We start from the raw sequence: 23,835 nt of genomic DNA, 5'->3' as shown, positions 1-23,835 counted from the left end.
CCGAAAAGAATCCGCAACCGCAAGTCACTCGCCAGTCGGGCGGCCGCGCAACTTCTTGGTCTCGCCGCGACCGGTTTTTTCCTTCAGTCGGCGCTCGATCGAGCCGCGTGTCGGCTTGGTCTTCCTGCGCGGTGGCGGCGGCGGCTCCGCGGCCTTCAGGATCATCTCCTTCAGCCGTTCACGGGCATCCTCGCGGTTGCGCTCCTGGCTGCGAAAGCGACTGGCCTCGATCATCAACACGCCGTCTTTCGAGGCGCGGCGACCGGCGAGCTTCAGGGTGTTGGCCTTGATGCGATCGGTGAGCGCGGGCGAGGCCTGGACATTGAAGAACAACTGAACGGCCGTCGACACCTTGTTGACGTTCTGTCCACCCGGCCCGCCAGCCAGCACGAATTGCTCGCTGAGTTCCCACCCGGCGATAACGATCTGTTCGTTGATGTATAAAGGGTCGCTGGCCATGATCGCTCCTGGCGCTTTCTACTGCATAATTCCTAAAACCGGAATCGATTTACGGAGAAAATTATGCAGCAGATCTCGAGCCTTACAGCGTCCTTTGCGCGTCACATTTGACGCGTGCGCTGCAGCGCACAGAGCGAACCGCTTGAAAACAAGCAACCACAAAAAGTGAAACCCGGCCATTGAGGCCGGGTTTCACGTGAATCATAGCCAGCAATGCTTATTCGGCGGCAATCTTCGTGCCGGGAGCTGCATCGCGGACGCTGCCATCGACATGGTCTTCGAACTTGGCGAAGTTGGCGACGAACATATCGACGAGGCGACGGGCCTGAGCGTCATAGGCGTTACCATCAGCCCAGGTCGAGCGCGGATCAAGAATGCCGTCGTCGACGCCCGGTACCGAAACCGGCACGGCGAAGCCGAAGTTCGCGTCAGTGCGCAGTTCGCTAGCGTTCAGCGAACCGTCGAGGGCTGCCGCGAGCAGGGCGCGGGTCACCTTGATCGGCATGCGGCTGCCGGCGCCATAGGCACCGCCGGTCCAGCCGGTGTTGACCAGCCAGCAGGTGACGCCGTTGTTGGCGATCAGATCCTTCAGCAGGTTGCCGTATTCCGACGGGTGACGCGGCATGAACGGCGCGCCGAAGCAGGTCGAGAACGTTGCTTCCGGCTCGGTGACGCCCTTCTCGGTGCCGGCGACCTTGGCGGTGTAGCCAGACAGGAAGTGATACATCGCCTGTTCCGGCGTCAGCTTGGCGATCGGCGGCATCACGCCGAAGGCATCGGCGGTCAGCATGATGATCGTGCGCGGCTGCGGCGCGGTACCGGTTTCGCTGGCATTCGGGATGAAATCGAGCGGATAGGCGCAGCGGGTGTTTTCGGTCAGCGAACCGTCGTCGAAATCGGGAACCCGGCGTTCGTCGAGAACGACGTTCTCCATGACGGTGCCGAAGCGGCGGGTCGTCGCGAAGATTTCCGGCTCGGCCGCTTCGGAGAGACGGATGGCCTTGGCATAGCAACCGCCTTCGAAATTGAAGACGCCCTGCTCTCCCCAGCCATGCTCATCGTCACCGATCAGCGTGCGGGTCGGATCGGCCGAAAGCGTGGTCTTGCCGGTGCCCGACAGGCCGAAGAAGATGGCGGTATCGCCTTCAGGGCCGACATTGGCCGAGCAGTGCATCGGCATGACGCCCTTCTTCGGCAGCAGGTAGTTCAGAACGGTAAATACCGACTTCTTCATCTCGCCGGCATAGGACGTACCGCCGATGAGAATGAGACCGTTGGTCAGATCGCAGGCAATGACCGTTTCCGTGCGGCAGCCGTGCCGCTCGGGATCAGCCTTGAAGCTCGGCAGGTCGATGATCGTCAGCTTCGGCAGGAAGGAAGCCAGCGCACCACGCTCCGGACGGATCAGCAGGTTGCGAATGAACAGCGAATGCCAGGCAAATTCCGTGACGACGCGGGTCGGCAGGGCATTGTCCTTGTCGGCGCCGCCAACGAGATCCTGGACATAGAGCGACATGCCCTTGGCATGATCAAGCATATCCTGGCGCAGCACGGCGAAATGCTCCGGCGACAGCGGCTTGTTGTTGTCCCACCAGATCTGATCGTCGGTGGACGCATCACGAACGACGAACTTGTCCTTCGGGGAGCGGCCGGTGTGCTGACCGGTGCGCGCAACGATCGCGCCGTGCGCCGTCAGCTGAGCCTCGCCGCGGCGAATGGCTTCTTCATAAAGCTCTGGGGCTTCGAGGTTGTAGCGGACCACATCGAGATCCGTAAAGCCGAGTTTTTCCAAGCCGTTCGCTGCATTGCGAGTGCCGAGTTGCTCCATGGTCAAGCTTCCTTCGTGTTTGGCCATTGGCGTTAAATCTGGCCGGAACATACTTGCATGCTCGCTCAAAAACAAGGCGACGTCAAAAAAAGAATAATGATTTCAGTATATTAATCGATTTAAAGAAAATTATCGTTTTTTTAATCGGTTGAATCCGAGTTCCCTGCGCCATATCTGCCTCTGGGCGACGGAGTGTACGCTTGAGCGCATTTTGGGCTTCGCCACAATTTGTTCCACCTTTATACTCAAGTAACGCACCCGTGACTCGCGGTTGCCGCAGATTCGGAGACGAAACCGGCGATCGGCCTCAAATGACGGAGTTGAACACGATGCAGACCATCGCGCTTGTCGATGATGACCGGAATATCCTGACGTCCGTATCCATCGCGCTTGAAGCTGAAGGCTACAAGGTCGAGACCTATACCGACGGCGCCTCGGCGCTCGAAGGCCTGTTGGCCCGACCGCCGCAGCTTGCGATCTTCGACATCAAGATGCCGCGCATGGACGGCATGGAGCTGTTGCGGCGCCTGCGTCAGAAGTCGGATTTGCCGGTGATCTTCCTGACCTCCAAGGACGAGGAAATCGACGAGCTCTTCGGCCTGAAGATGGGTGCGGACGATTTCATCACCAAGCCGTTCTCCCAGCGCCTGCTGGTCGAGCGCGTCAAGGCGATCCTGCGCCGGGCGGCCAACCGCGAAGCGGCTGCAGCCGGCGGCACCGCCGGAACACCCAAGACTTCCGACACGCCCTCGCGCTCGCTCGAGCGTGGGCAGCTGGCCATGGACCAGGAGCGCCACACCTGCACCTGGAAGAACGAGCCGGTCACGCTTACGGTGACCGAGTTTCTCATTCTTCACTCCCTCGCCCAGCGCCCGGGCGTGGTGAAGAGCCGCGACGCGCTGATGGACGCCGCCTATGACGAGCAGGTCTATGTCGACGACCGCACCATCGACAGCCACATCAAACGGCTGCGCAAGAAGTTCAAGATGGTCGACAATGACTTCGACATGATCGAGACGCTTTACGGCGTCGGCTACCGCTTCCGCGAGATGGCCTGAAGCGACGCGGGGTCTCAGCACTTGCCATCGCGTCGTTTGTGGAGCATTCAGAACCGACGCGATGGCGGCAGGCTTTGACCCGCCTCTTGGCTTGGCCGGTGGCATCGGATCCACGAGACCGAAGACCAGAAAGAACATCCGCGGATCTGCGAAACCCGACATCCGGGTGACGCCTGGTCGCAATCAGAAGATACGGCGGGGATACTCCCGCTGCGGGAGCGGAAAGACTTGGTGGAAGTCTTGCAAGGCGATGTCGATGAACTTGACGGACGGACATCGGCGAAAGGCCGGCGCTGGGCCTATTCGTTCACGCTGATTCGCCGCCTGTTCGGCAACGCCGTCTTTTCGAGCCTGACGCGACGGATCGTCTTCTTCAATCTCGTTGCGCTCGTGGTTCTGGTCGGCGGGATCATGTATCTCAACCAGTTTCGCGAAGGGCTGATCGACGCCCGCGTCGAAAGCCTGCTGACCCAGGGCGAAATCATCGCCGGCGCCATTTCGGCTTCCGCCTCCGTCGACACCAATTCGATCACCATCGATCCTGAAAAACTGCTGGAGCTGCAGGCCGGCCAGAGCATCACGCCGCTGCCGAGCGACGAAGACCTCGATTTCCCCATCATCCAGGAACGGGTGGCTCCGGTGCTCAGGCGGCTGATCTCGCCGACCCGCACCCGCGCGCGCCTGTTCGACGCCGATGCGGATCTGCTGCTCGATTCGCGCCACCTTTATAGCGGCGGCCAGGTGCTGCGCTTCGACCTGCCGCCCGTCGATCCCGAAGCCACCGGTATCGAGGAAAAGTTCGGAAGCTGGATCAACCGCCTGCTGCAGTCGGGCGACCTGCCGCTCTACAAGGAGCCGCCGGGCGGCAACGGATCGATCTATCCGGAAGTGATGAACGCGCTGACCGGCGTGCGTGGTGCGGTGCGCCGCGTGACCGAAAAGGGCGAGCTCATCGTCTCGGTCGCCGTGCCAGTGCAGCGGTCCCGCGCCGTTCTCGGCGTGCTGCTCTTGTCCACCCAGGCCGGCGATATCGACAAGATCGTGCATGCCGAACGCCTCGCCATCATCCGCGTGTTCGGGGTAGCCGCCCTCGTCAACGTCATTCTGTCGCTGCTCTTGTCGTCGACGATCGCCAATCCGTTGCGGCGCCTTTCGGCCGCCGCCATCCGGGTGCGTCGCGGCGGTGCCAAGGAGCGCGAGGAAATTCCTGATTTCTCGTCGCGCCAGGACGAGATCGGCAATCTCTCCGTCGCGTTGCGCGAGATGACGACCGCACTCTACGACAGAATCGCGGCGATCGAGAATTTCGCCGCCGACGTCAGCCATGAGTTGAAGAATCCGCTGACGTCGCTGCGCAGCGCAGTCGAAACGCTTCCGCTCGCCCGCACCGACGAATCGAAGAAGCGGCTGATGGACGTCATCCAGCATGACGTTCGTCGCCTCGACCGCCTGATCAGCGATATCTCCGACGCCTCGCGTCTTGACGCCGAGCTTGCGCGTAGCGACGCCAAGGTGATCGACCTCGAAAAACTGCTGGGCGACCTCGTCGATATCTCGCGCCAGATCCGCAGCAAGAAGAAGCCGGTGCTGCTCGATTTCGTCATCGACCGCAAGGACAGCCCCAAGGCGCGCTTCGCCATCAACGGCTACGAACTGCGCATCGGCCAGATCATCACCAATCTGATCGAAAACGCCCGCTCCTTCGTACCCGAACAGGGCGGCCGCATCGTCGTGCGCCTGACGCGCTCCCGGTCGCGCTGCCTCGTCTATATCGAGGACAATGGTCCCGGCATCCAGGCAGAAGACATCGACCGGATCTTCGAACGCTTCTATACCGACAGGCCGGAAGGCGAAGACTTCGGCCAGAACTCCGGTCTTGGCCTGTCCATCTCCCGGCAGATTGCCGAAGCGCACGGCGGCACGCTGAAGGCCGAGAACATCATGGGTCCGGATCGGCGGATCGTCGGCGCCCGCTTCGTGCTTTCCCTGCCCGCCGAGCCGCACGCGTGACGCCGCGGCACAACATTCACGGCACGGCAATGGTTCTCGGCACGACCGGCTTTCTGGTAACCGGACCTTCCGGCATCGGCAAATCGCGGCTGGCGCTCGCCTGTATTTCGGCGGCACAGCAGATGGGACACTTTGCGGCACTGGTCGCCGACGATCGTGTCGACCTGTCAATGGAGCAGGGCCGAATAATCGCCCGTTGCCCCGCGTCGATCGAAGGCCTGATAGAGATCCGCGGCGCCGGCATTGCCAGGCTCGAGACGGTGCATGCAGCGGTAATGGATTGGGCAATCCTGCCCGTCAACGCGCCATTCGATCCGCGCATGCCGCCGGAAAACGAGGAACTTCCCCTACCCGGCGGTGGCAGCCTGCCAATTGTTCGCGTCCCCATTGAAAACGGCGTACACGTGCTTGCTGTTCTGCGTGTGCTGCTACCCGAAAAATTAGGATTTTAGCTATAGTTGCAGGCAACTGGGCTGGTTTTTCGGCATTTTTGGCTTGCACTTCGCCTTTTCCTTGCCAAGATGGCCGCCCCAACAGGTGGACGAAATTGCTGCATTGCGATATCTGACCATCAGTGAATTGCGCGTGCAGTCGGAGAAAAGATACCCATGATCGGACTTGTGCTTGTCACCCATGGCAAGCTGGCTGAGGAATTCCGGCACGCGCTCGAGCATGTTGTCGGTCCGCAAAAAGCTATCGAGACCGTTTGCATCGGCCCCGAGGACGACATGGATCAGCGTCGGCAGGATATCCTCGACGCCGTGACCAATGTCGACGAGGGCCACGGTGTCATCATTCTCACCGATATGTTCGGCGGCACGCCTTCCAATCTTGCCATCTCGGTCATGCGCAGCGGCACGGTCGAAGTCATCGCCGGCGTCAACCTGCCGATGCTGATCAAGCTGGCCGGCGTGCGTGGCGAAAGCGACATGGACAAGGCCCTGCTGGAGGCTTCCGAGGCGGGACGCAAATACATCAACGTCGCCAGCCGCGTCCTGAGTGGAAAATGATGGACCATCGCACCGACATGTTGCTGACGCGCGAGCTCCTCATCGTCAACAAACGCGGCCTCCACGCCCGCGCTTCGGCGAAGTTCGTACAAACGGTCGAGGCCTACGATGCCGAAATCACGGTGTCGAAGGACGGCAGCACCGTCGGGGGCACCTCGATCATGGGCCTGATGATGCTGGCCGCCAGCACCGGCTCAAGCGTTTGCGTCACCGCCAGCGGTGCGCAGGCCGAAGAAGCGCTGAATGCGCTCGACGCGCTTGTGCGCGACAAGTTCGGCGAAGAAATGTGACCGACAATATAAAGATATAAAGACTTCTTTATATCGAGGTTGCCCTGCCCCAGGATTCCTGATAGATCGATCGCACTCTCACCGCGATGACATGCGCGGGAGGCATAGTCGTGCCGCCGGATGGCCAGAGGGCCAGAGCGGCTTGAAGAGATCAGCCTGGAGAATTTCATGACCACCACTCAGGATTACATCGTCGCCGACATCGGTCTTGCCGATTTCGGACGCAAGGAAATCACGATCGCCGAAACCGAGATGCCGGGCCTGATCGCCTGCCGCGAAGAGTTCGGCGCCTCCAAGCCGCTGAAGGGCGCGCGGATCACCGGTTCGCTGCACATGACCATCCAGACGGCCGTGCTGATCGAGACGCTCGCGGCTCTCGGCGCTGACATCCGTTGGGCCTCGTGCAACATCTTCTCGACCCAGGACCACGCAGCCGCAGCAATTGCTGCCAGCGGCATCCCGGTCTTCGCCGTCAAGGGCGAAACGCTTGAAGAATACTGGACCTACACCGACAAGATCTTCCAGTGGACCGACGGCGGCGTCTCCAACATGATCCTGGACGACGGTGGCGACGCGACCATGTACATCCTGCTCGGCGCCCGCGCCGAAGCCGGCGAGGACGTTCTCTCCAACCCGGGTTCGGAAGAAGAAGAGATCCTGTTCGCGCAGATCAAGAAGCGCCTCCAGGCTTCGCCGGGCTGGTTCACCAAGCAGCGTGACGCCATCAAGGGCGTGACCGAGGAAACGACGACAGGCGTCAACCGTCTGTACCAGCTCCAGGCCAAGGGCCTGCTGCCCTTCCCGGCAATCAACGTCAACGATTCCGTCACCAAGTCGAAGTTCGACAACAAGTACGGCTGCAAGGAATCGCTGGTTGACGGCATCCGCCGCGGCACCGACGTGATGATGGCCGGCAAGGTTGCCGTTGTCTGCGGCTACGGCGACGTCGGCAAGGGCTCGGCTGCTTCGCTCAGCGGCGCTGGCGCCCGCGTAAAGGTCACGGAAGTCGACCCGATCTGCGCCCTGCAGGCAGCCATGGACGGTTTCGAAGTCGTCCAGCTCGAAGATGTTGTTTCGTCTGCCGACATCTTCATCACCACGACCGGCAACAAGGACGTCATCCGCATGGACCACATGCGCGAGATGAAGGACATGGCGATCGTCGGCAACATCGGCCACTTCGACAACGAAATTCAGGTCTCCGCGCTGCGTAACCTGAAGTGGACGAACATCAAGCCGCAGGTCGACATGATCGAGTTCCCGAAGGGCAACCGCATGATCCTTCTGTCGGAAGGTCGCCTGCTCAACCTCGGCAACGCCACCGGTCACCCGTCCTTCGTGATGTCCGCTTCGTTCTCCAACCAGGTGCTGGCTCAGATCGAGCTTTTCACCAAGGGTGAGAACTACAAGAACGAAGTCTACGTTCTGCCGAAGGCGCTCGACGAGAAGGTTGCCCGCCTGCACCTGAACAAGCTGGGCGCGAAGCTCTCCGAGCTGTCGCGCGAACAGGCCGACTATATCGGCGTCGGCCAGCAGGGTCCGTTCAAGCCGGAACACTACCGGTACTAATCGTTACCCGGGCAATCCACAACATGTTGTGGCCGCGTTCTTGACAAGAGAGCGCGGCCTCTTTTTTGGGCAGCTCCCTTCCCGGCGATTCGTCAACGAAGTATGCTCTAACCCATTGATTCGTGATGCCGGTGCGGACCTTCGGGCATTGCGAGTGGGATGTCTTGTCGGCAAGCGGCAAACAGACGGAGACAGACCGGGGATGCAATCAGAACTGACGCGAACCCTTCAACCGGGTATCGCCGGAACTGCGCATGGCACTACAGGGCCGGCAGCACCCTTCGGGCAGACGGGGACGGCAGCGCCATGACAACAGCACAACAAACCTCATCGGGCGGTCGCCGCAAAGGTCCGGTATATCTCCGCCGCCTGATTTCTTGCACGGCGCTTTTCGCTGCGACCGATGCGGTCGCCCAGGTCTCGGCGCAGAAGGCGAATATCTTCGGTTCGTCGGAGGTCATCACCTTCTCCGTCCTCATCGGCGTCATTTCCGCGGCGATGATCTCGGCAATCTGGCTGATCCGCCAGCGCGGCAATATCGAGGCTGAAAACCGCGAGCTGCGATCCGACCTTTCGGACGCCAATCAGCGCCTCTCGCGCTTCCAGGCGCTCATTGCCGACAAGAACCGCCGCATCGTCATCTGGGATGGGCTTGCCGAGCGGGCCGAGTTGCTCGGCCAGTTGCCGGCAGAAACCGGCGCGCCTGCAGACGATCGCGAGTTCCTGGCCTTTGGGCGCTGGATTAAGGCGAATTCCGCCAGCGAGCTCGAAAAGGCGATCGACGCCTTGCGCACGCAGGCACGCAGCTTCGATCTGGTGCTCGAAACGACGCGCAACGAAGTCCTGGAGGCACAAGGCCGCGTTTCCGGCGGACGCGCTTTTGTGCGCTTCATCGCGCTTAACAACATGCGGGCTGAACTGGCTGAACTGAAGCTCGAACGCGATCGCCTCAACAACTCGCTGACGTCCTTCCGCACCCTGCTCGACGCGATCGACCTGCCGGTCTGGCAGCGCGGCACCGATGGAGCGCTGAGCTGGGTCAACGAGGCCTATGCCGACGCCGTGGAAGCCCCCAACGTCGCTGCAGCCATCGCCGAGGGCCGTGAACTGCTGGCGACCGTGGCACGCGAAAAAATACGCGCCGTCTCGACCTTCGACACGCCATTCCGAGACAAGCTGTCGACCGTGGTCAAGGGCAACCGCACATTCTTCGACGTCGTCGACGCACGCAGCCCGGCCGGAACGACCGGCATTGCCATCGACGTCTCCGGCGTCGAGGCTGTGCGGGAAGAACTCAATCGCACGCTCAAGAGCCACGCGGAAACGCTTGACCATCTCGCAACGCCGGTCGCAATCTTCGACGGCAATCAGCGCCTGCAATTCTACAACCAGGCCTTCCAGCGCCTCTGGAACCTGGACATGGGCTTCCTCGAGCGCAAGCCGGACAATGGCGAAGTGCTCGACCGTCTGCGCTCGGGCGGACAGCTGCCCGAACAGCTCAACTGGAAACAGTGGAAGGCGAACGCGCTCTCCGTCTACCAGGCGCTCGATACGCAATCCGACCTCTGGCACCTGCCGAACGGCCAGACGCTACGGGTATTCGCAACGGCACGGCCGCAAGGCGGCGTCACGTGGGTATTCGAGAACCTAACCGAGAAGGTCGATCTGGAAACCCGCTACAACACGCTGGTCCAGGTCCAGGGCGAAACGATCGACCATCTGGCCGAAGGCGTTGCGGTGTTCGGTCCCGATGGCCGCATCCGGCTTTCCAACCCGGCCTTTCGCGCGACCTGGGGCATCAACGAGACCGAGGCGAAGCCAGGCACGCATATCCGCGCGATCGAGCAGGCCTGCCTCATGTCCTACGACCAGCCGGACGGCTGGAAGCGGTTCTCCCATATCATCACCAGTTTCGACGACGAACGGCCCTCGAGTCGAGGCATTCTTGAACTTCGAACCGGGCTGATCCTCGACTACGCCGTCATTCCGCTGCCAAACGCCCAGACGATGCTGACCTTCGTCAACATCACCGACAGCGTGCGGGTCGAACGGGCACTGACCGAGAAGAACGATGCGCTGCGCAAGGCGGATGCGCTGAAGAACGACTTCGTTCATCACGTGTCCTACGAGCTGCGCTCGCCGCTTACCAACATCATCGGTTTTGCCGATTTGCTGAAGACGCCTGCCTTTGGTGACCTCAACGATCGGCAGGCGGAATATGTCGATCACATCGCCACGTCCTCGTCGCTGCTTTTGACCATCGTCAACGACATTCTCGATCTTGCGACCGTCGACGCCGGCATCGTCGAGCTCGACATGTCGGAAATCAATCTTACCGACTTCCTCGACGACATCGCCCATCAGATGGCTGACCGACTGGTCGAGGGCGGCGTCACACTGCGCGTTGCGGCACCCGACAACCTCGGACGCATGGTCGCCGACCAGCAGCGGCTGAAGCAGATTTTCGTCAAGCTGCTCACCAACGCCGCCAACTTTGCTCCTGACGGTAGTGTCATCGAGCTTTCGTGCCGGCGCGACGGTGGAGACTTCGTCTTTTCCGTTTCGGACAGCGGACCGGGCATTCCCCAGGACGTGCTCGATACGGTGTTCAACCGCTTCGAAAGCCACGGTCAGCGCGGCGGCGCCGGCCTTGGCCTGTCGATCGTCGAGAGCTTCGTCAGCCTTCACCACGGCACCGTGTCGATCCGCAGCCGTGAGGGCGAAGGCACCGAGGTCAGCTGCCGTATCCCTTCGGCAGAGGTCCCGAAGATCGTCGCGGCGGAATAATGAAGCCGATCGAACGCTTCCTGAAGGACGAGGCAGCCACGATCCAGCTTGGCGAAGACCTGGCTCTGGCGCTGAAAGTCGGCGACTGCCTGGCTCTCTCGGGTGATCTTGGGGCCGGAAAGTCGACCTTGGCACGCGCCTTCCTGCGCGCCGTCGCCGATGACGACGGGCTGGAAGTCCCGAGCCCGACATTTACGCTGGTGCAGAGCTACGACCTGCGCATTCCCGTGGCGCATTTCGATCTCTATCGGCTGGCAGATGCCAGCGAACTCGATGAGCTGGGCTTCGACGAGGCGCTGTCTCTGGGCGTCTGCCTGGTCGAATGGCCGGAGAGGGCCGACGGGGCGTTGCCTTCCGACAGGATCGTGCTGCAGATCACCCATGAGGCGGCCGGACGAACCGCCAGCATCGCCGGCCCCGAAGATGCCCTGCAGCGCATTACCCGCTCGCTGGCGATCCGCGATTTCCTCGCAGGTAACGGATTTGCGGACGCGCGCCGACGTCACCTGAGCGGCGATGCCTCGGTGCGAGCATACGAACGGGTCGACGGCCGAGACGGCCTTCCGAGCCGGATCCTGATGGATGCCGCGCGGCATAAGCCCGGTCCGATCCTCCAGGATGGCAGGTACTACCAGCAACTCGCGCATATCGCCGAAGATGTGATCCCCTTCGTCGCCATCGACGAGCTCCTCAGAGAACGGGGCTTTGCAGCACCTGTGATCTACGCACGCGATCTCGACCAGGGAATTCTGCTGATCGAGGACCTCGGCTCCGAAGGAGTACTCGACGAGGCCGGGAAGCCGATCGAGGCACGCTACGTCGAAAGCGCGCGCTTGCTCGCCCGACTTCACGCCACCCCGGCAAGGCGTGACATCGCGCTCTCCGGCGGCGTAGAGCACCATATCCCTGATTTCGACCGGAGGGCGATGAAGATAGAGACCCGGCTGCTCACCGACTGGTACCTGCCGTGGAAACGCGGCGAGCCGGCGACGGAACAGGAAAAGCAGGAATACGCGGCGATCTGGGACGACCTCATCGACCTCATCGCGACGTCGGAGAAGAACCTGCTCCTGCGCGACTTTCACTCGCCGAACATCATCTGGCGTCCCGAGCACGAGGGTCTCCAGCGTGTCGGCCTGATCGACTTCCAGGATGCGATGATTGGCCCGACGGCCTATGACGTGGCGTCACTGGTGCAGGACGCTCGGGTGACGATCGAACCGGCACTGGCAAGCCGCATGATGGATGCCTATCTCGGCGACCGCCGCGCTGCCGGTTCGTTCGACGAGGCCCTGTTCCTTCGCGACTGGCATCTGATGTCGGCGCAGCGCAACTGCAAGCTCGTCGGCATCTGGGTGCGGCTGATGCAGCGCGACGGCAAACCCGGCTATATGAAGCATATGCCGCGCACTTTCGCCTATCTCGAAGTCGCTCTCATGCACGAAGCGCTGAAACCCTTGCGCGACTGGTGTATGAAGACGGGAATCATCGTGCCCGAATCAGCGAACTGACAGAGAAGCAATGTCGATCAGCAATGCGATGGTGCTCGCGGCGGGCCTCGGTACCCGTCTACGCCCGATCACCAACTCCATCCCGAAGCCACTGGTGAAGATCGCCGGCAAGCCGATGATCGACTATGTTCTGGATCTGCTGGTGAACGCCGGCGTCACCAGGGCAGCCGTCAACGTCCACCACTTCGCCGACCAGATGGAAGCACATCTGGCGCAGCGCCCGGCGCCCGAAATCGTGATTTCCGACGAACGCGATGCGCTGATGAATTCGGGCGGTGGCCTGGTCAAGGGGCTGAAGCTGCTTGCCGATGGCCCCGTTCTGGTGATGAACGCCGATCTCTTCTGGGTTGGCGAGGAAGCGGGCAAGCCCAGCAATCTCGAGCGGCTCGCCGGCTTCTTCGATCCGCAGCGCATGGACATGGCACTGCTTTGCGTGCGCGACGAGGATACGACCGGGCACAACGGCAAGAGGGACTTTTCGCTCGGCACCGACGGCCGTCTGGTCCGCTATGCCGAGGGCATGGACAATCCCGTGGTCTATGCCGGCGCGATCGCGCTCGACAAGAAACTGTTTGCCGACGCGCCGGATGATGCGTTCAACCTGAACATCTATTTCGATCGGGCGATCGCCGAAGGCCGATTGTTCGGCATCGTGCTCGACGGCCACTGGATGACTGTGGGCACGCCAGAGGCGATCGAAGACGCTGAAGCCGCGATCCGCCGCTACCAGCCGGAAGGATGAGCATGTCCTATCGCGGAACCAACGTCTTTACGATTCCGCCGGGCCTGCCCTTCCTGAAGACACTTGCGCGCAAACTCTGCGACGGGACGCTGACGCCGGATTTTCGCTACGATCCCGCGGATCCGCTGCCGCTTGCCGGCGTGACGATTTTCGTCCCGACGCGTCGGTCCGCCCGCGTGCTGCGCTCCGAATTCGTCGATCTGCTCGGCGGCCGTTCGGCAATCCTGCCGACGATCCGGGCACTCGGCGAAACCGATGACGACAGCGGCTTCTTCGATGCGGAAGTGCCGGCGATCTTGGACCTGGCGCCGCCCCTTCCCGGCACCGCCCGCCTGATCGAACTTGGCCGGCTTATCCTTGCCTGGCGAAACCGCCTGCCGAAGGTGGTGCTCGACATTCACGCGGAAAGCCCACTGATCGCCCCCGCAAGCCCGGCGGACGCCATCTGGCTGGCGCGCAATCTGGCCGAACTCATCGATGCGATGGAGACGGAAGAACTCGACTGGGAGCAGCTCGACAGTCTCGATGCCGGCGAACATGCGCTGTGGTGGCAGCTGACGCTCGAGTTCCTGAAAATCGCCCGCACCTATTGGCCGGAGCGGCTGGAAGAACTCAAACAATCCTCGCCGGCACGACATCGCAACGCCATCCTGCAGGCCGAGACCCAGCGCATTGCCGCGGGCGCGCTTCAAGGGCCGATCGTCATTGCCGGTTCGACCGGCTCCATCCCGGCGACGGCCGCCCTGATTGCCGCGGTTCAGAAGCTGTCCAACGGCACGATCGTGCTGCCGGGGCTCGACCAGACGATGACCGACGCCGAATGGGGCATGATCGTCGGCGAGACCGTCACCGGCGGCAGATCCGATCCGGCCAGCCGCAGCCACCCGCAATACGGCTTTCACCGCCTGCTGCAACGCATGCAGGTGGAACGCCGCGATATCCCGACCCTCGACCAGGCCGATGCAGGGCTCATCGATCGCAGCGAAATCCTGTCGCATGCGCTTTTGCCCGCCAAGGCGACGAATGGCTGGACTGAAACCCGCAACGAACTTAAGCCCGAAACATTGCAACGGGCCTTTGGCGACGTCGCCCTGATCGAAACCGCCAATGAGCGCGAGGAGGCGACGGCGATCGCGATCGCACTGCGGCTGGCGCTTGAGGGAAGCGACGACAGCCAGGCGGCCCTGATCACCCCCGACCGCAATCTTGCGCGCCGTGTCGGCGCGGAGCTGGCACGTTTCGATATCGAGGCCGACGATTCCGCCGGCACGCCGCTCGCCTCTACGCCTGCCGGCACGCTGATGCGGCTTCTGCTGGAGGCAAGTCTCAGGCCCGGCGATCCGGTACCGTTGGTCGCTTTGTTCAAGCATCCCCTAGCCCGCTTCGGCCTGCCGCAGGCGGAGATGCGCCGCAGCGCCGATGTGCTGGAGCGCTTGGCGCTGCGCAGCGGCACCGATATCGCCGACATTTCGCTTCTGGTGCCGCTGCTCGAACAGGCAGCCGGCCATCACAGGACGGACCGCCATCCCCCGGAATGGCGGATCGGCATTACCGAGGACGACATTCTCGCCGCGAGGGGCCTCGCAGCGCGGGTAAAGGTGGCAACGGACCCACTCGCCGGCGCGCTGGTGCGGCGCAGCCATGGCCGCCGCCCCTTCTCCGAGATATTTACCTTTGCCGAATGGGCGACACGAACCGGCCAGGCGCTGGAGGCCGTCTGCGGCGACGAGCGCGCCGACCTCAGCGGTCTATGGTCCGGCGAGGCAGGCGAAGCCTTGGCGACGCTGCTGCGCGGCATCATCGAGACCGAAGGCCAGATGGATGCCGACGGACCGCAATGGTGCGACATCATGGAGGCGCTTGCCGCCAGTGAGGCGGTCAAGCCGCGCTCGATGCGCCACCCCCGCGTCTTCATCTTCGGCGCGCTGGAATCGCGCCTGCAGAGCATGGATCTCGTGGTGCTTGGCGGCATGAACGAAGGCAACTGGCCGGGGCAAACCGCCAATGATCCCTTCCTTTCCCGAACGATGAAAACCGGGATCGGCCTCGAGCCGCCCGAACGCCGCATCGGCCAGCTCGCCCACGACTTCCAGATGGCGTGCGGCACCCGCAAGCTGATCTTCACCCGCTCGATGCGCCAGGGATCGGCGCCGACCGTCGCATCGCGATGGCTGCAGCGGCTGCTGGCGCTGGGCGGCAAGCGGCTGGCAGAGAACCTGCGATCGAACGGCAGCGACTATCTCCTGTGGGCGCGGATGCTCGACAAGGGTGGGCGTCAGGCCTTGGCCGAGCGCCCGGCACCCAAGCCGCCGGTCGACCTGCAGCCACGCAAATATTCGTTCAGCGAAGTCTCGCGGCTTCGCCGCGATCCCTATTCGATCTACGCGCGCCGGATCCTGCGTCTGCATCCGCTCGACCCGTTCAATCGCGATCCGGGCGCGTCAGAACGCGGCACGCTCTATCACCGCATCGTCGATCGTTTCGTGCGCGGCGGCTTCGACATCCTGTCCGCGGCTGCAGAAGAGGCGATGGGCCGCCTGCTCAATGAAGCCTTCGACGAAGAACGGCTGCCCGCCCATATCGACACCATATGGCGGCCACGCTTTGCAGCGGTCGGCAAGGCGTTCGTCGCCTGGGAACGGGAGCGTGCGCGGTTTATCCGCAAGCCGTTGACCGAAGTTGCGGCATCGATGGAGATCGGGGTGGTGGATATTCGCCTGACGGGGATCGCCGACCGGCTCGACACGATGACCGACGGGACGGTGGAAATCATCGATTACAAGACCGGCTCCAGCCCGTCGATCAAGGAAGCCCGCGTGCTGCTCGATCCGCAGCTGGCGCTGGAAGCGGCAGCGCTGAAAGCCGGTGCGTTCAAGGGCATGGGTCCCGGCCACCCGCAATCGCTGCTCTATGTCCGGTTGAAGCCCGGCTCCCGCTTCAAGGTCGAGACCGTCAACAACGAAAACAGCCGCGCCAAGGAAACGAAATCGGCCGATCAGCTGGCGGACGACGCCCTGACTGAGCTTAGAAAGCTGCTGACCGCCCTGATGTCGGGCAGACATGGCTTTGCCTCACGACTGATCGTGCAGAAGGAACGCGACTACGGCGGTGAATACGACCATCTGGCCCGGGTTGCGGAATGGTCGACAGCCGACAGCGAGGATGACAGCGATGAGGGATGAAAGCGCCGGCCCCGACGAAAGGACGCCCGAAGCCTGGCTCGACTGGACGTCGCGCCGGCAGTCGCTCGCCTCCGATCCCGCTCGCTCCGCCTGGGTTTCAGCCAATGCCGGGTCGGGCAAGACCCACGTTCTGACGCAGCGCGTCATCCGGCTGCTGCTTGCGGGCTGCAGGCCTTCGGCCATTCTGTGCCTGACCTATACCAAGGCGGCGGCTTCGGAAATGTCGAACCGCGTGTTCGAACGCCTTGCCGAATGGGTGACGCTCGACGACGAGGCGCTGGAAAAGCGGATCGAAACCATCGAGGGCGAGTTGCCCTCGCGGCTGAAGCTCCAGGAGGCGCGGCGGCTGTTTGCGCGCGCGCTCGAAACGCCGGGTGGCCTGAAGATCCAGACCATCCACGCCTTCTGCGAGGCGCTGTTGCACCAGTTTCCGCTCGAGGCAAACGTTGCCGGGCATTTCTCGGTTCTCGACGACCGGGCGGCGGCCGTGCTGCTGGCAGACGCGCGCCGCGCCCTCTTGACCGCGACAACGGCTGACAGCGATGCACCGCTTGCCGATGCCTTTGCCACCGTGCTCGAGCTTGCCGACGACACCGGGCTTGAAAAACTGCTGGGTGCGATCGTCTCCAACCGCACGGCGATACAGGCATTTCTCGACCATGCTGACCTCCATGGCGGCGTCGCCGTGCAACTGCACGCGGCACTCAGGCTTGAACCTGAAGACAGCGTCGAGCGCATCCTCGAAAGCGTCTGGCCGCTTCCCGGCCTTAACGGCCCGGCCCTCGAACGCTACCTTGGATTGGCTGCCAGCGCCGGCGGCGCCAAGGTGCTCGATTTCGCCGAGGGGCTTCGCGCAACGGCCAAGCTTGTCGATCCGATGGCCCGATACGAGGGGCTGCAGGAGCTGTTCTTTACCGGCACCGGCAAGCCGCGCGCCGAATCGGCCTTCGTAAACAAGGCCATGCTCCAGGCCGCGCCGGATCTGATTGAGCTGGTCGAAGCCGCCCGCGATCATGTCATCGCCTGCGCCGACCGGCTGAGCATCATCCAGATGTACGAGGCGACACTCTCGGCGCTGACGCTCGCCGATCGGCTCAACAACGACTATGAAGCGCTGAAGCGCACCCGCAGCCAGCTCGACTTCGAGGACCTGATCAATCGCACCGCAAGCCTGTTTGCGCGCGGCGACGTCAGCGCCTGGGTTCACTACAAGCTGGACCAGGGCATCGACCATATCCTTGTCGACGAAGCCCAGGATACGAGCCCGACGCAATGGACGATCATCCAGGCGCTGGCGGCGGAATTCTTCTCGGGCGACAGTGCGCGCGGCAACGAGCGCACCATGTTTGCCGTCGGTGACGAGAAGCAATCGATCTACTCGTTCCAGGGCGCACGCCCCGAGCGTTTCTCGCGCGAAAGCATCGAGACCGAGCGGCGCGTGCGAGACGGCGGCAAGGCGTTCAGTCCGATCCGCCTGCAGCTCTCCTTCCGCTCCACCGTCGACGTGCTCTCCGCCGTCGATACCGTCTTTGCCAACCCGGCGCATGCGCGTGGGCTGAGCGCCCGGAACGAAGCGGTCGTGCACGCCTCGAACCGCATCGGCCATCCCGGCGCCGTCGACATCTGGGATGTGATCGCGGCCGAGCCGACGGCGACCGACGACGAATGGACGGCCCCCTTCGATGCCACGCCGGAAACGGCACCGGTCAACATTTTGGCACGGCGCATTGCCGCCGTACTCGATAGCTGGATCGGGCGCGAGACCATCATCGAAAAGGGCGTGCGCCGCGCCATGCGCCCGGGCGATGTCATCGTGCTCGTCCGGAAGCGCGACGCCTTTGTCAATGCGCTGACCCGCGCCCTGAAGCGGCGCAGCGACATCCCCGTCGCCGGTGCCGACCGGCTGGTTCTGACGAGCCATATCGCCATCCAGGACCTGCTGGCGCTCGGGCGCTTCATGCTGCTGCCGGAGGACGACCTGTCGCTCGCGGCGCTGTTAAAGAGCCCGCTGTTTAACCTCGACGAAGACATGCTTTTCGAACTCGCTGCCCGACGGGACGAAGGCGCTAGCCTCTGGCAGAGGCTGCAGGAATCCGGCGCCATCGAAGGCTCCCCACATGAGGGAACCGTCAAGGCGCTTCTTCGTTATGCCGCCCTTTCTCAACAATTGGCCCCGCATGATTTCTATGCCCGCGTGCTTGGCGTTCATGGTGGGCGCGCGGCGTTTCTCGCCCGGCTCGGCAGCGAAGTGAGCGACATTCTCGACGAGTTCCTGACCTTTGCGCTCGAACACGAAAGAAGCGGCCTGCCCGGCCTGCAGGCTTTCGTCTCGACGCTCGAAATCGAGGCGCCGACCGTCAAGCGCGAGCAGGACAAGGAGCGCGACGAAGTCCGGGTCATGACGGTGCATGCGGCCAAGGGGCTGGAGGCGCCGGTGGTGTTTCTGGTCGACGGCGGCGGCAAGCCTTTCAACTCCCAGCACGTGCCCGATCTTCGCTTCCTCGAGATGCCACTCGCCGATGGCTCGAGCTACCCGCTGCCCGTCTGGCGGGCGCCCGGTTCGGCTTCGAATTCACTCATCGCCGCCGACAGCGACCGGCTGAAGACGCTGGCCGAGGAAGAATACCGCCGGCTGCTTTATGTGGGCATGACCCGGGCTGCCGACCGGCTGGTCGTCTGCGGGTATCGCGGGCAGCGGCCAAGTGCGGACACTTGGCACGCCATCGTGCAGGCGAGCCTTTCGCAGGACGAGAATGGTCGCTGCACCCCTGTCACCTTCAAGGCGGGTGACGAAGAATGGCCAGGGCACTCCTGGCGGGAAACGCATGTGCCGCGCGAAGTGCCGTCAGGTGACGAGCTATCGGACCTCATGGCCCCCGCGAAGACCGGCCTGCCGATTGCTCTTTCGACGCCGCTGCCGCCGCCACGGCGGTTGCCGCGGCCGCTGAGCCCATCGGGCGTCGGCATTGCGGTCGATGAGGACGACGGCGACATGATCGTCAGCTCGGCGCTGTTTTCCGTGAAAACGCCAGCAAATTTCTCGATGCTGCGCGGCGCCATCCTGCACCGGCTGCTGCAGGTGCTGCCGTCGATCGCCCCGTCCGAGCGCCTGGCGGCGGCCGACCGATATCTCGCCCGCTCGGTGCCGCGTTGGCCCGAAACGCAACGCAAGCGCCTGCGTGATGCCGTCCTGCAGGTCCTCGATCATGGTGACCTGCGCGCGCTCTTTTCCGGCGCCAGCCGCGCAGAAGTCTCGGTCATGGGCACATTGAAGCTCGCAAACCGCGAATTTGCCGTTTCCGGCCGGATCGACCGGCTGTCGGTGGCGGATGGCGTCGTCACCATTGCCGACTTCAAGACCAATCGCAGCGTGCCCGCGTCAGCCGACAACGTCCCCGCCGCCTATAAAACCCAGCTTGCGATCTATCGCGAGCTGCTGCGGCCACTTTATCCCGCGCACCGCTTCCAGTGTGCGTTGATCTTCACCGAAGGCCCCGTCATCCACGTGCTCGAGGATGCGGCACTGGACAGGAGCCTTGAAGACCTCGCGACAAAGTGAGATACCCGATATTGAAAATCCAGTGGGACAGCCTCACATGAGACACAACATCTGGACACCGACATTTCGAACGCAAGGAGCAGCCGATGGCTACTGTAAAAGTCGATACATCCAATTTTCAGCAGGAAGTGCTGAACGCCGCCGAGCCGGTGGTTGTCGATTTCTGGGCTGAATGGTGCGGCCCGTGCAAGATGATCGCGCCGAGCCTTGAGGAAATCTCCAACGAGCTCGCCGGCAAGGTCAAGGTCGTGAAGCTGAACATCGACGAGAACCCGGAGCTGGCCGCGCAATACGGCGTGCGCTCGATCCCGACGCTTGCGATGTTCAAGGCCGGTGAAGTTGCCGACATCAAGGTTGGCGCTGCTCCGAAGACGGCCCTGACGTCCTGGATTTCGACTGCGGCCGCTTAAGGCCACCACATCGAAGTGACTTCAAAGCCCGGCTTGCCGGGCTTTTTTCTTGTCAAGAGCGTTTCCGATTTATGCGGAACCGCACAAACGCTCTATCTCTTTGTTTTTACGCATTTCCTGACGGAAAACCGCTTCGCACTTTTCCTGGAAATGCTCTAGAGGAAATTGCCCGGCTGCCAATTTTCGGGCGCCAGCGCAAATGGCGGCCTGTTGCGATCCTTGTCGCAGGCAACCGATCACTTCGGTGGCGTACCGTTATCGGCAAGCACGTCGCCGACGAGATAGAGCGAACCGCCGATCAGGATGCGTGGCGGCATCGGGTCTTCGTCGACGAGATTGGCGATGACGGTCAACGCTTCGGCCACCGATGACACGGCGGACGCCTCGAAGCCGACCGAGGCCGCGTCCTGCGCCAGGGCCACCGGATCCAGACCGGCATCGGAGCCACGAATCGGCACCGTGAAGACCTGTTCGGCCAGATCAAGGAAGGCGCGGAAGTAACCGAGCTGATCCTTGGTGCTGATCATGCCGATGATCAGGAACAGCGGGCGGGACTCCCGCTCCTCGAAATTCGCCATGGCTTCGGCGATCACCTGGCCGGCACCGGGATTGTGCCCGCCATCGACCCAGATTTCCGCATCCTGCGGGCCGTAGTGACCAAGCTTGCCACCGGCAAGACGCTGCAAGCGTCCGGGCCACTCGACGCCGGCGACACCGCGCTCGATGGCCGCATCCGGCACGTCGAAACCGGCGGCGCGGACGGCGCGGATGGCCGCGGCTGCATTGGCATACTGGTGACGGCCGGGCAGCTTCGGCAGGGGAAGGTCAGACAGACCCCGCTCGTCCTGATAGACAAGGCGGCCGAATTCCTCATGCGCCATGAAGTCCTGCCCGTAGACGGACATCGGGCAGCCGAGACGCTCGGCGGTCGAGGTCAGGACGTCGCGGACGCCTTCTTCTTCCTGCTGGCCGATGACGACGGAGCAGCCACGCTTCATGATGCCGGCTTTTTCCGCTGCGATCAGTTCGACCCGGTCGCCGAGATAGGCCTGGTGATCGAGCGAGATCGGCATGATCACGGAGACCGCAGGGCGGGTTATGACATTGGTCGCGTCGAAGCGGCCACCGAGACCGACCTCGATGATCGCGACATCTGCCGGGTGTTCGGCGAAAAGAACGAAGGTAACGGCGGTCAGGATTTCGAAGACGGTGATCTTCTCGCCGCCATTGGCTTCCGCGACGCGCCGAACCGCATCGGCAAGCACGGGATCGCTGACGAGCCTGCCCTTGCCACCCTTGACGCCAAGCCGATAGCGCTCGTGCCAGTTGACCAGATGCGGCGAGGTGTGGACGTGAACGCTCAAGCCCGCGGCTTCAAGCACCGCCCGCGAGAATGCGGTGACGGAGCCCTTGCCGTTAGTGCCGGCCACGTGAATGATCGGCGGCAGCCGATCCTGCGGATTGCCGAGCGCGGCCAGAAGCCGGGTTATCCTGTCCAACGACAGGTCGAAGCCTTTCGGATGCAAGGCAAGGAGTTTTTCGATCTCATAGCCTGCTTCGCTGGCTTCCACCGCTGTCATCTCGCCCTGCCCCGATAGGATCGTATGCTATGCGCTTGCCGCAACCGGCAAAGCCGCTGGTTCTGCACCGCCGCCGTTGAGTTTTACCGCATCGGCCGGCTTCTTCATCAGGATCTTCAGCACACGGGCCAGCGTCGAGGGAATGTCATGACGCTTGACCACCATGTCGACCATGCCGTGCTCCAGCAGGTATTCCGCGGTCTGGAAGCCTTCCGGCAGCTTTTCGCGCAGGGTCTGCTCGATCACGCGCTTGCCGGCAAAGCCGATTTCGGCGCCGGGTTCGGCCAGATGGACATCGCCAAGCATGGCGTAGGAGGCGGTTACACCACCGGTGGTCGGGTTCGTCAAAACGACGATATAGGGAAGGCCCGCTTCCTTGAGCATGTTGACCGCAACGGTCGTGCGCGGCAGCTGCATCAGCGACAGGATGCCTTCCTGCATGCGGGCGCCACCGGAGGCCGGGAAGATGACCAGCGGGCACTTCTCCGCAATCGCCTTCTCGAAGGCCTTCACGATCGCTTCGCCTGCGGCCATGCCGAGCGAACCGCCGATGAAGTTGAACTCATGCACGACGCCGACGAGCTTGACGCCCTGGACGCGGCCGACACCGGCCACGATCGTATCTTCCAGCTCGGTCTTGGCGCGACTGTCACGAAGGCGATCGGAGTATTTCTTGGAGTCGCGGAACTTCAACGGATCCTGCGCCACCTTGGGCTGCGGCAGGGCTTCATAGATGCCACCGTCGAACAGATCCTTCAGTCGCGCCTTGGCCGGCATCTTCATATGGAAGCCGGATTGCGGGATGACCCATTTGTTTTCCTCGAGATCGCGGTGATACACCATCTCGCCGGTTTCCGGGCACTTGATCCAGAGATTTTCCGGAACTTCCCTGCGGCCCAGCATCGAATTGATCTTCGGCCGAACGTAGTTTGTGATCCAGTTCACTTATAGACTCCTGAAGATTTTCTTCGGGTTGTGCGCGCTAATATAGGCAATTATTCGGCTGCTGCGAGCCGTGCGGACCGCACGCCAGCCGAAAGGCCCCTTACCAACGCTTCGACACCCGGTACCGTCGCGTCCGTTGCCCTGCCCTCTTCGGTCAGGCTCGACGCGATCTGATTGACGATCGCCGTACCGACGACGACGCCATCGGCGGAAGCACCAATGGCTCTTGCATGTTCCGCCGTCTTGACGCCGAAACCGACGCAAACGGGCAGTTTCGTATGGGCCTTGATGCGCTGAACGGCACCGGCAATCAACGACGGATCCGGCAGTGCCGAGCCGGTGATGCCGTTCATCGAGACGTAGTACACGAAGCCCGAGGTATTTTCGAGAACCTTCGGCAGACGACGGTCATCCGTCGTCGGCGTCGCCAGGCGAATGAAACTGATGCCCTTCTGCAAGGCGGGGATGCAGAGTTCATCGTCCATCTCCGGTGGCAGATCGACAACGATCAGGCCATCGATGCCTGCGTCCAAAGCATCCGTCAGGAAGCGATCGACGCCGTAGATGTAGATCGGATTGTAGTAGCCCATCAGCACGATCGGCGTGCGCTGGTCTTCCTCGCGGAAACGGCGAGCGATCTCCAGCGTCTTTGCCAGCGTCTGGCCGCCCTTCAGCGCGCGCTGGCCGGCAAGCTGGATCGCCGGTCCGTCGGCCATCGGGTCCGAAAACGGCATGCCGAGTTCAATGACGTCGGCACCGGCCTTCGGCAGCGCCTTCATGATGGAAAGGGACGTTTCGAAATCGGGGTCGCCACCCATGAAATAGGTGACAAGGACCGGACGTCCTTCCGACGCCACATCGGCGAACTTTCTGTCCATGCGTGCGGTCATGATCG

The 23,835-nt window shown here is 62.7% G+C and carries 17 protein-coding genes; 12 read left to right on the top strand and 5 right to left on the bottom strand.

What is annotated here, in order from left to right; all coding sequences use genetic code 11:
• Positions 1–24: 24 nt before the first annotated feature.
• Together arfB and ASD03_RS25360 are read right to left on the bottom strand one after the other, a co-directional pair.
• Positions 25–459 carry an alternative ribosome rescue aminoacyl-tRNA hydrolase ArfB gene (gene arfB / locus ASD03_RS25365; RefSeq protein ID WP_025425348.1) on the bottom strand — a complete coding sequence of 145 codons (435 nt, stop codon included), beginning with the start codon at positions 457–459 and terminating at the stop codon, positions 25–27.
• Between the two features lie 217 nt (positions 460–676).
• Positions 677–2,287 carry a phosphoenolpyruvate carboxykinase gene (locus tag ASD03_RS25360; protein WP_025425347.1) on the bottom strand — a complete coding sequence of 537 codons (1,611 nt, stop codon included), beginning with the start codon at positions 2,285–2,287 and terminating at the stop codon, positions 677–679.
• 329 nt (positions 2,288–2,616) lie between these two features.
• On the opposite strand from ASD03_RS25360, the gene chvI reads away from it, so the two are divergent.
• The 12 genes from chvI to trxA all read left to right on the top strand — a co-directional run bounded on the left by chvI (position 2,617) and on the right by trxA (position 20,415).
• Positions 2,617–3,345: a two-component system response regulator ChvI gene (gene chvI / locus ASD03_RS25355; protein WP_025425346.1), complete on the top strand. Its 729-nt coding sequence runs from the start codon at positions 2,617–2,619 to the stop codon at positions 3,343–3,345.
• A 228-nt stretch (positions 3,346–3,573) separates the two neighbouring features.
• Positions 3,574–5,355 carry a sensor histidine kinase gene (locus ASD03_RS25350; RefSeq protein ID WP_025425345.1) on the top strand — a complete coding sequence of 594 codons (1,782 nt, stop codon included), beginning with the start codon at positions 3,574–3,576 and terminating at the stop codon, positions 5,353–5,355.
• A 29-nt stretch (positions 5,356–5,384) separates the two neighbouring features.
• The gene (locus tag ASD03_RS25345; RefSeq protein WP_051509138.1) at positions 5,385–5,807 is read left to right on the top strand and encodes a serine kinase; all 423 of its coding nucleotides are present in this window, start codon (positions 5,385–5,387) and stop codon (positions 5,805–5,807) included.
• Positions 5,808–5,963: 156 nt separating this feature from the next.
• Positions 5,964–6,365, top strand: a complete 402-nt coding sequence (locus ASD03_RS25340) for a PTS sugar transporter subunit IIA (protein WP_025425343.1) — start codon at positions 5,964–5,966, stop codon at positions 6,363–6,365.
• A complete protein-coding gene (locus tag ASD03_RS25335) occupies positions 6,362–6,655 on the top strand; it encodes an HPr family phosphocarrier protein (RefSeq protein WP_025425342.1) in 294 nt (97 codons plus the stop codon). Before ASD03_RS25340 ends, ASD03_RS25335 begins: the two co-directional genes overlap by 4 nt.
• Before the next feature lie 168 nt (positions 6,656–6,823).
• Positions 6,824–8,224 carry an adenosylhomocysteinase gene (gene ahcY, locus ASD03_RS25330; RefSeq protein ID WP_025425341.1) on the top strand — a complete coding sequence of 467 codons (1,401 nt, stop codon included), beginning with the start codon at positions 6,824–6,826 and terminating at the stop codon, positions 8,222–8,224.
• Between the two features lie 306 nt (positions 8,225–8,530).
• Positions 8,531–11,011: a PAS domain-containing sensor histidine kinase gene (locus ASD03_RS25325; protein WP_025425340.1), complete on the top strand. Its 2,481-nt coding sequence runs from the start codon at positions 8,531–8,533 to the stop codon at positions 11,009–11,011.
• Positions 11,011–12,522: a tRNA (adenosine(37)-N6)-threonylcarbamoyltransferase complex ATPase subunit type 1 TsaE gene (gene tsaE, locus ASD03_RS25320; RefSeq protein WP_025425339.1), complete on the top strand. Its 1,512-nt coding sequence runs from the start codon at positions 11,011–11,013 to the stop codon at positions 12,520–12,522. The genes ASD03_RS25325 and tsaE overlap by 1 nt, the downstream gene beginning before the upstream one ends.
• A 10-nt stretch (positions 12,523–12,532) precedes the next feature.
• Positions 12,533–13,264 carry a nucleotidyltransferase family protein gene (locus ASD03_RS25315; protein ID WP_025425338.1) on the top strand — a complete coding sequence of 244 codons (732 nt, stop codon included), beginning with the start codon at positions 12,533–12,535 and terminating at the stop codon, positions 13,262–13,264.
• Positions 13,265–13,266: 2 nt separating this feature from the next.
• Positions 13,267–16,446: a double-strand break repair protein AddB gene (gene addB / locus ASD03_RS25310; RefSeq protein ID WP_025425337.1), complete on the top strand. Its 3,180-nt coding sequence runs from the start codon at positions 13,267–13,269 to the stop codon at positions 16,444–16,446.
• On the top strand, positions 16,436–20,005 hold the full coding sequence (gene addA / locus ASD03_RS25305; protein WP_057217170.1) for a double-strand break repair helicase AddA: 3,570 nt from the start codon (positions 16,436–16,438) through the stop codon (positions 20,003–20,005). Before addB ends, addA begins: the two co-directional genes overlap by 11 nt.
• 86 nt (positions 20,006–20,091) lie before the next feature.
• Positions 20,092–20,415 (top strand): thioredoxin, encoded by a 324-nt coding sequence (trxA, locus tag ASD03_RS25300; protein WP_025425335.1) that lies wholly within the window; start codon positions 20,092–20,094, stop codon positions 20,413–20,415.
• Positions 20,416–20,651: 236 nt separating this feature from the next.
• Here the strand turns inward: trxA and ASD03_RS25295 are convergent, their stop codons facing one another.
• From ASD03_RS25295 to trpA, 3 genes are read right to left on the bottom strand one after another with little or no spacing between them, the layout of a single operon-like run.
• Positions 20,652–21,995 (bottom strand): folylpolyglutamate synthase/dihydrofolate synthase family protein, encoded by a 1,344-nt coding sequence (locus tag ASD03_RS25295; protein ID WP_025425334.1) that lies wholly within the window; start codon positions 21,993–21,995, stop codon positions 20,652–20,654.
• A 27-nt stretch (positions 21,996–22,022) separates the two neighbouring features.
• Positions 22,023–22,940 carry an acetyl-CoA carboxylase, carboxyltransferase subunit beta gene (gene accD / locus ASD03_RS25290; RefSeq protein WP_025425333.1) on the bottom strand — a complete coding sequence of 306 codons (918 nt, stop codon included), beginning with the start codon at positions 22,938–22,940 and terminating at the stop codon, positions 22,023–22,025.
• 50 nt (positions 22,941–22,990) lie between these two features.
• A complete protein-coding gene (gene trpA / locus ASD03_RS25285; RefSeq protein ID WP_025425332.1) occupies positions 22,991–23,830 on the bottom strand; it encodes a tryptophan synthase subunit alpha in 840 nt (279 codons plus the stop codon).
• Positions 23,831–23,835 lie beyond the last annotated feature (5 nt).

The sequence above is a fragment of the Ensifer sp. Root127 genome (assembly GCF_001425225.1).
Taxonomy (GTDB): Bacteria; Pseudomonadota; Alphaproteobacteria; order Rhizobiales; family Rhizobiaceae; genus Ensifer; species Ensifer canadensis.
The sequence above is the reverse complement of the archived record's forward strand: the minus strand, read 5'-3'. Positions and strand labels throughout refer to the sequence as shown.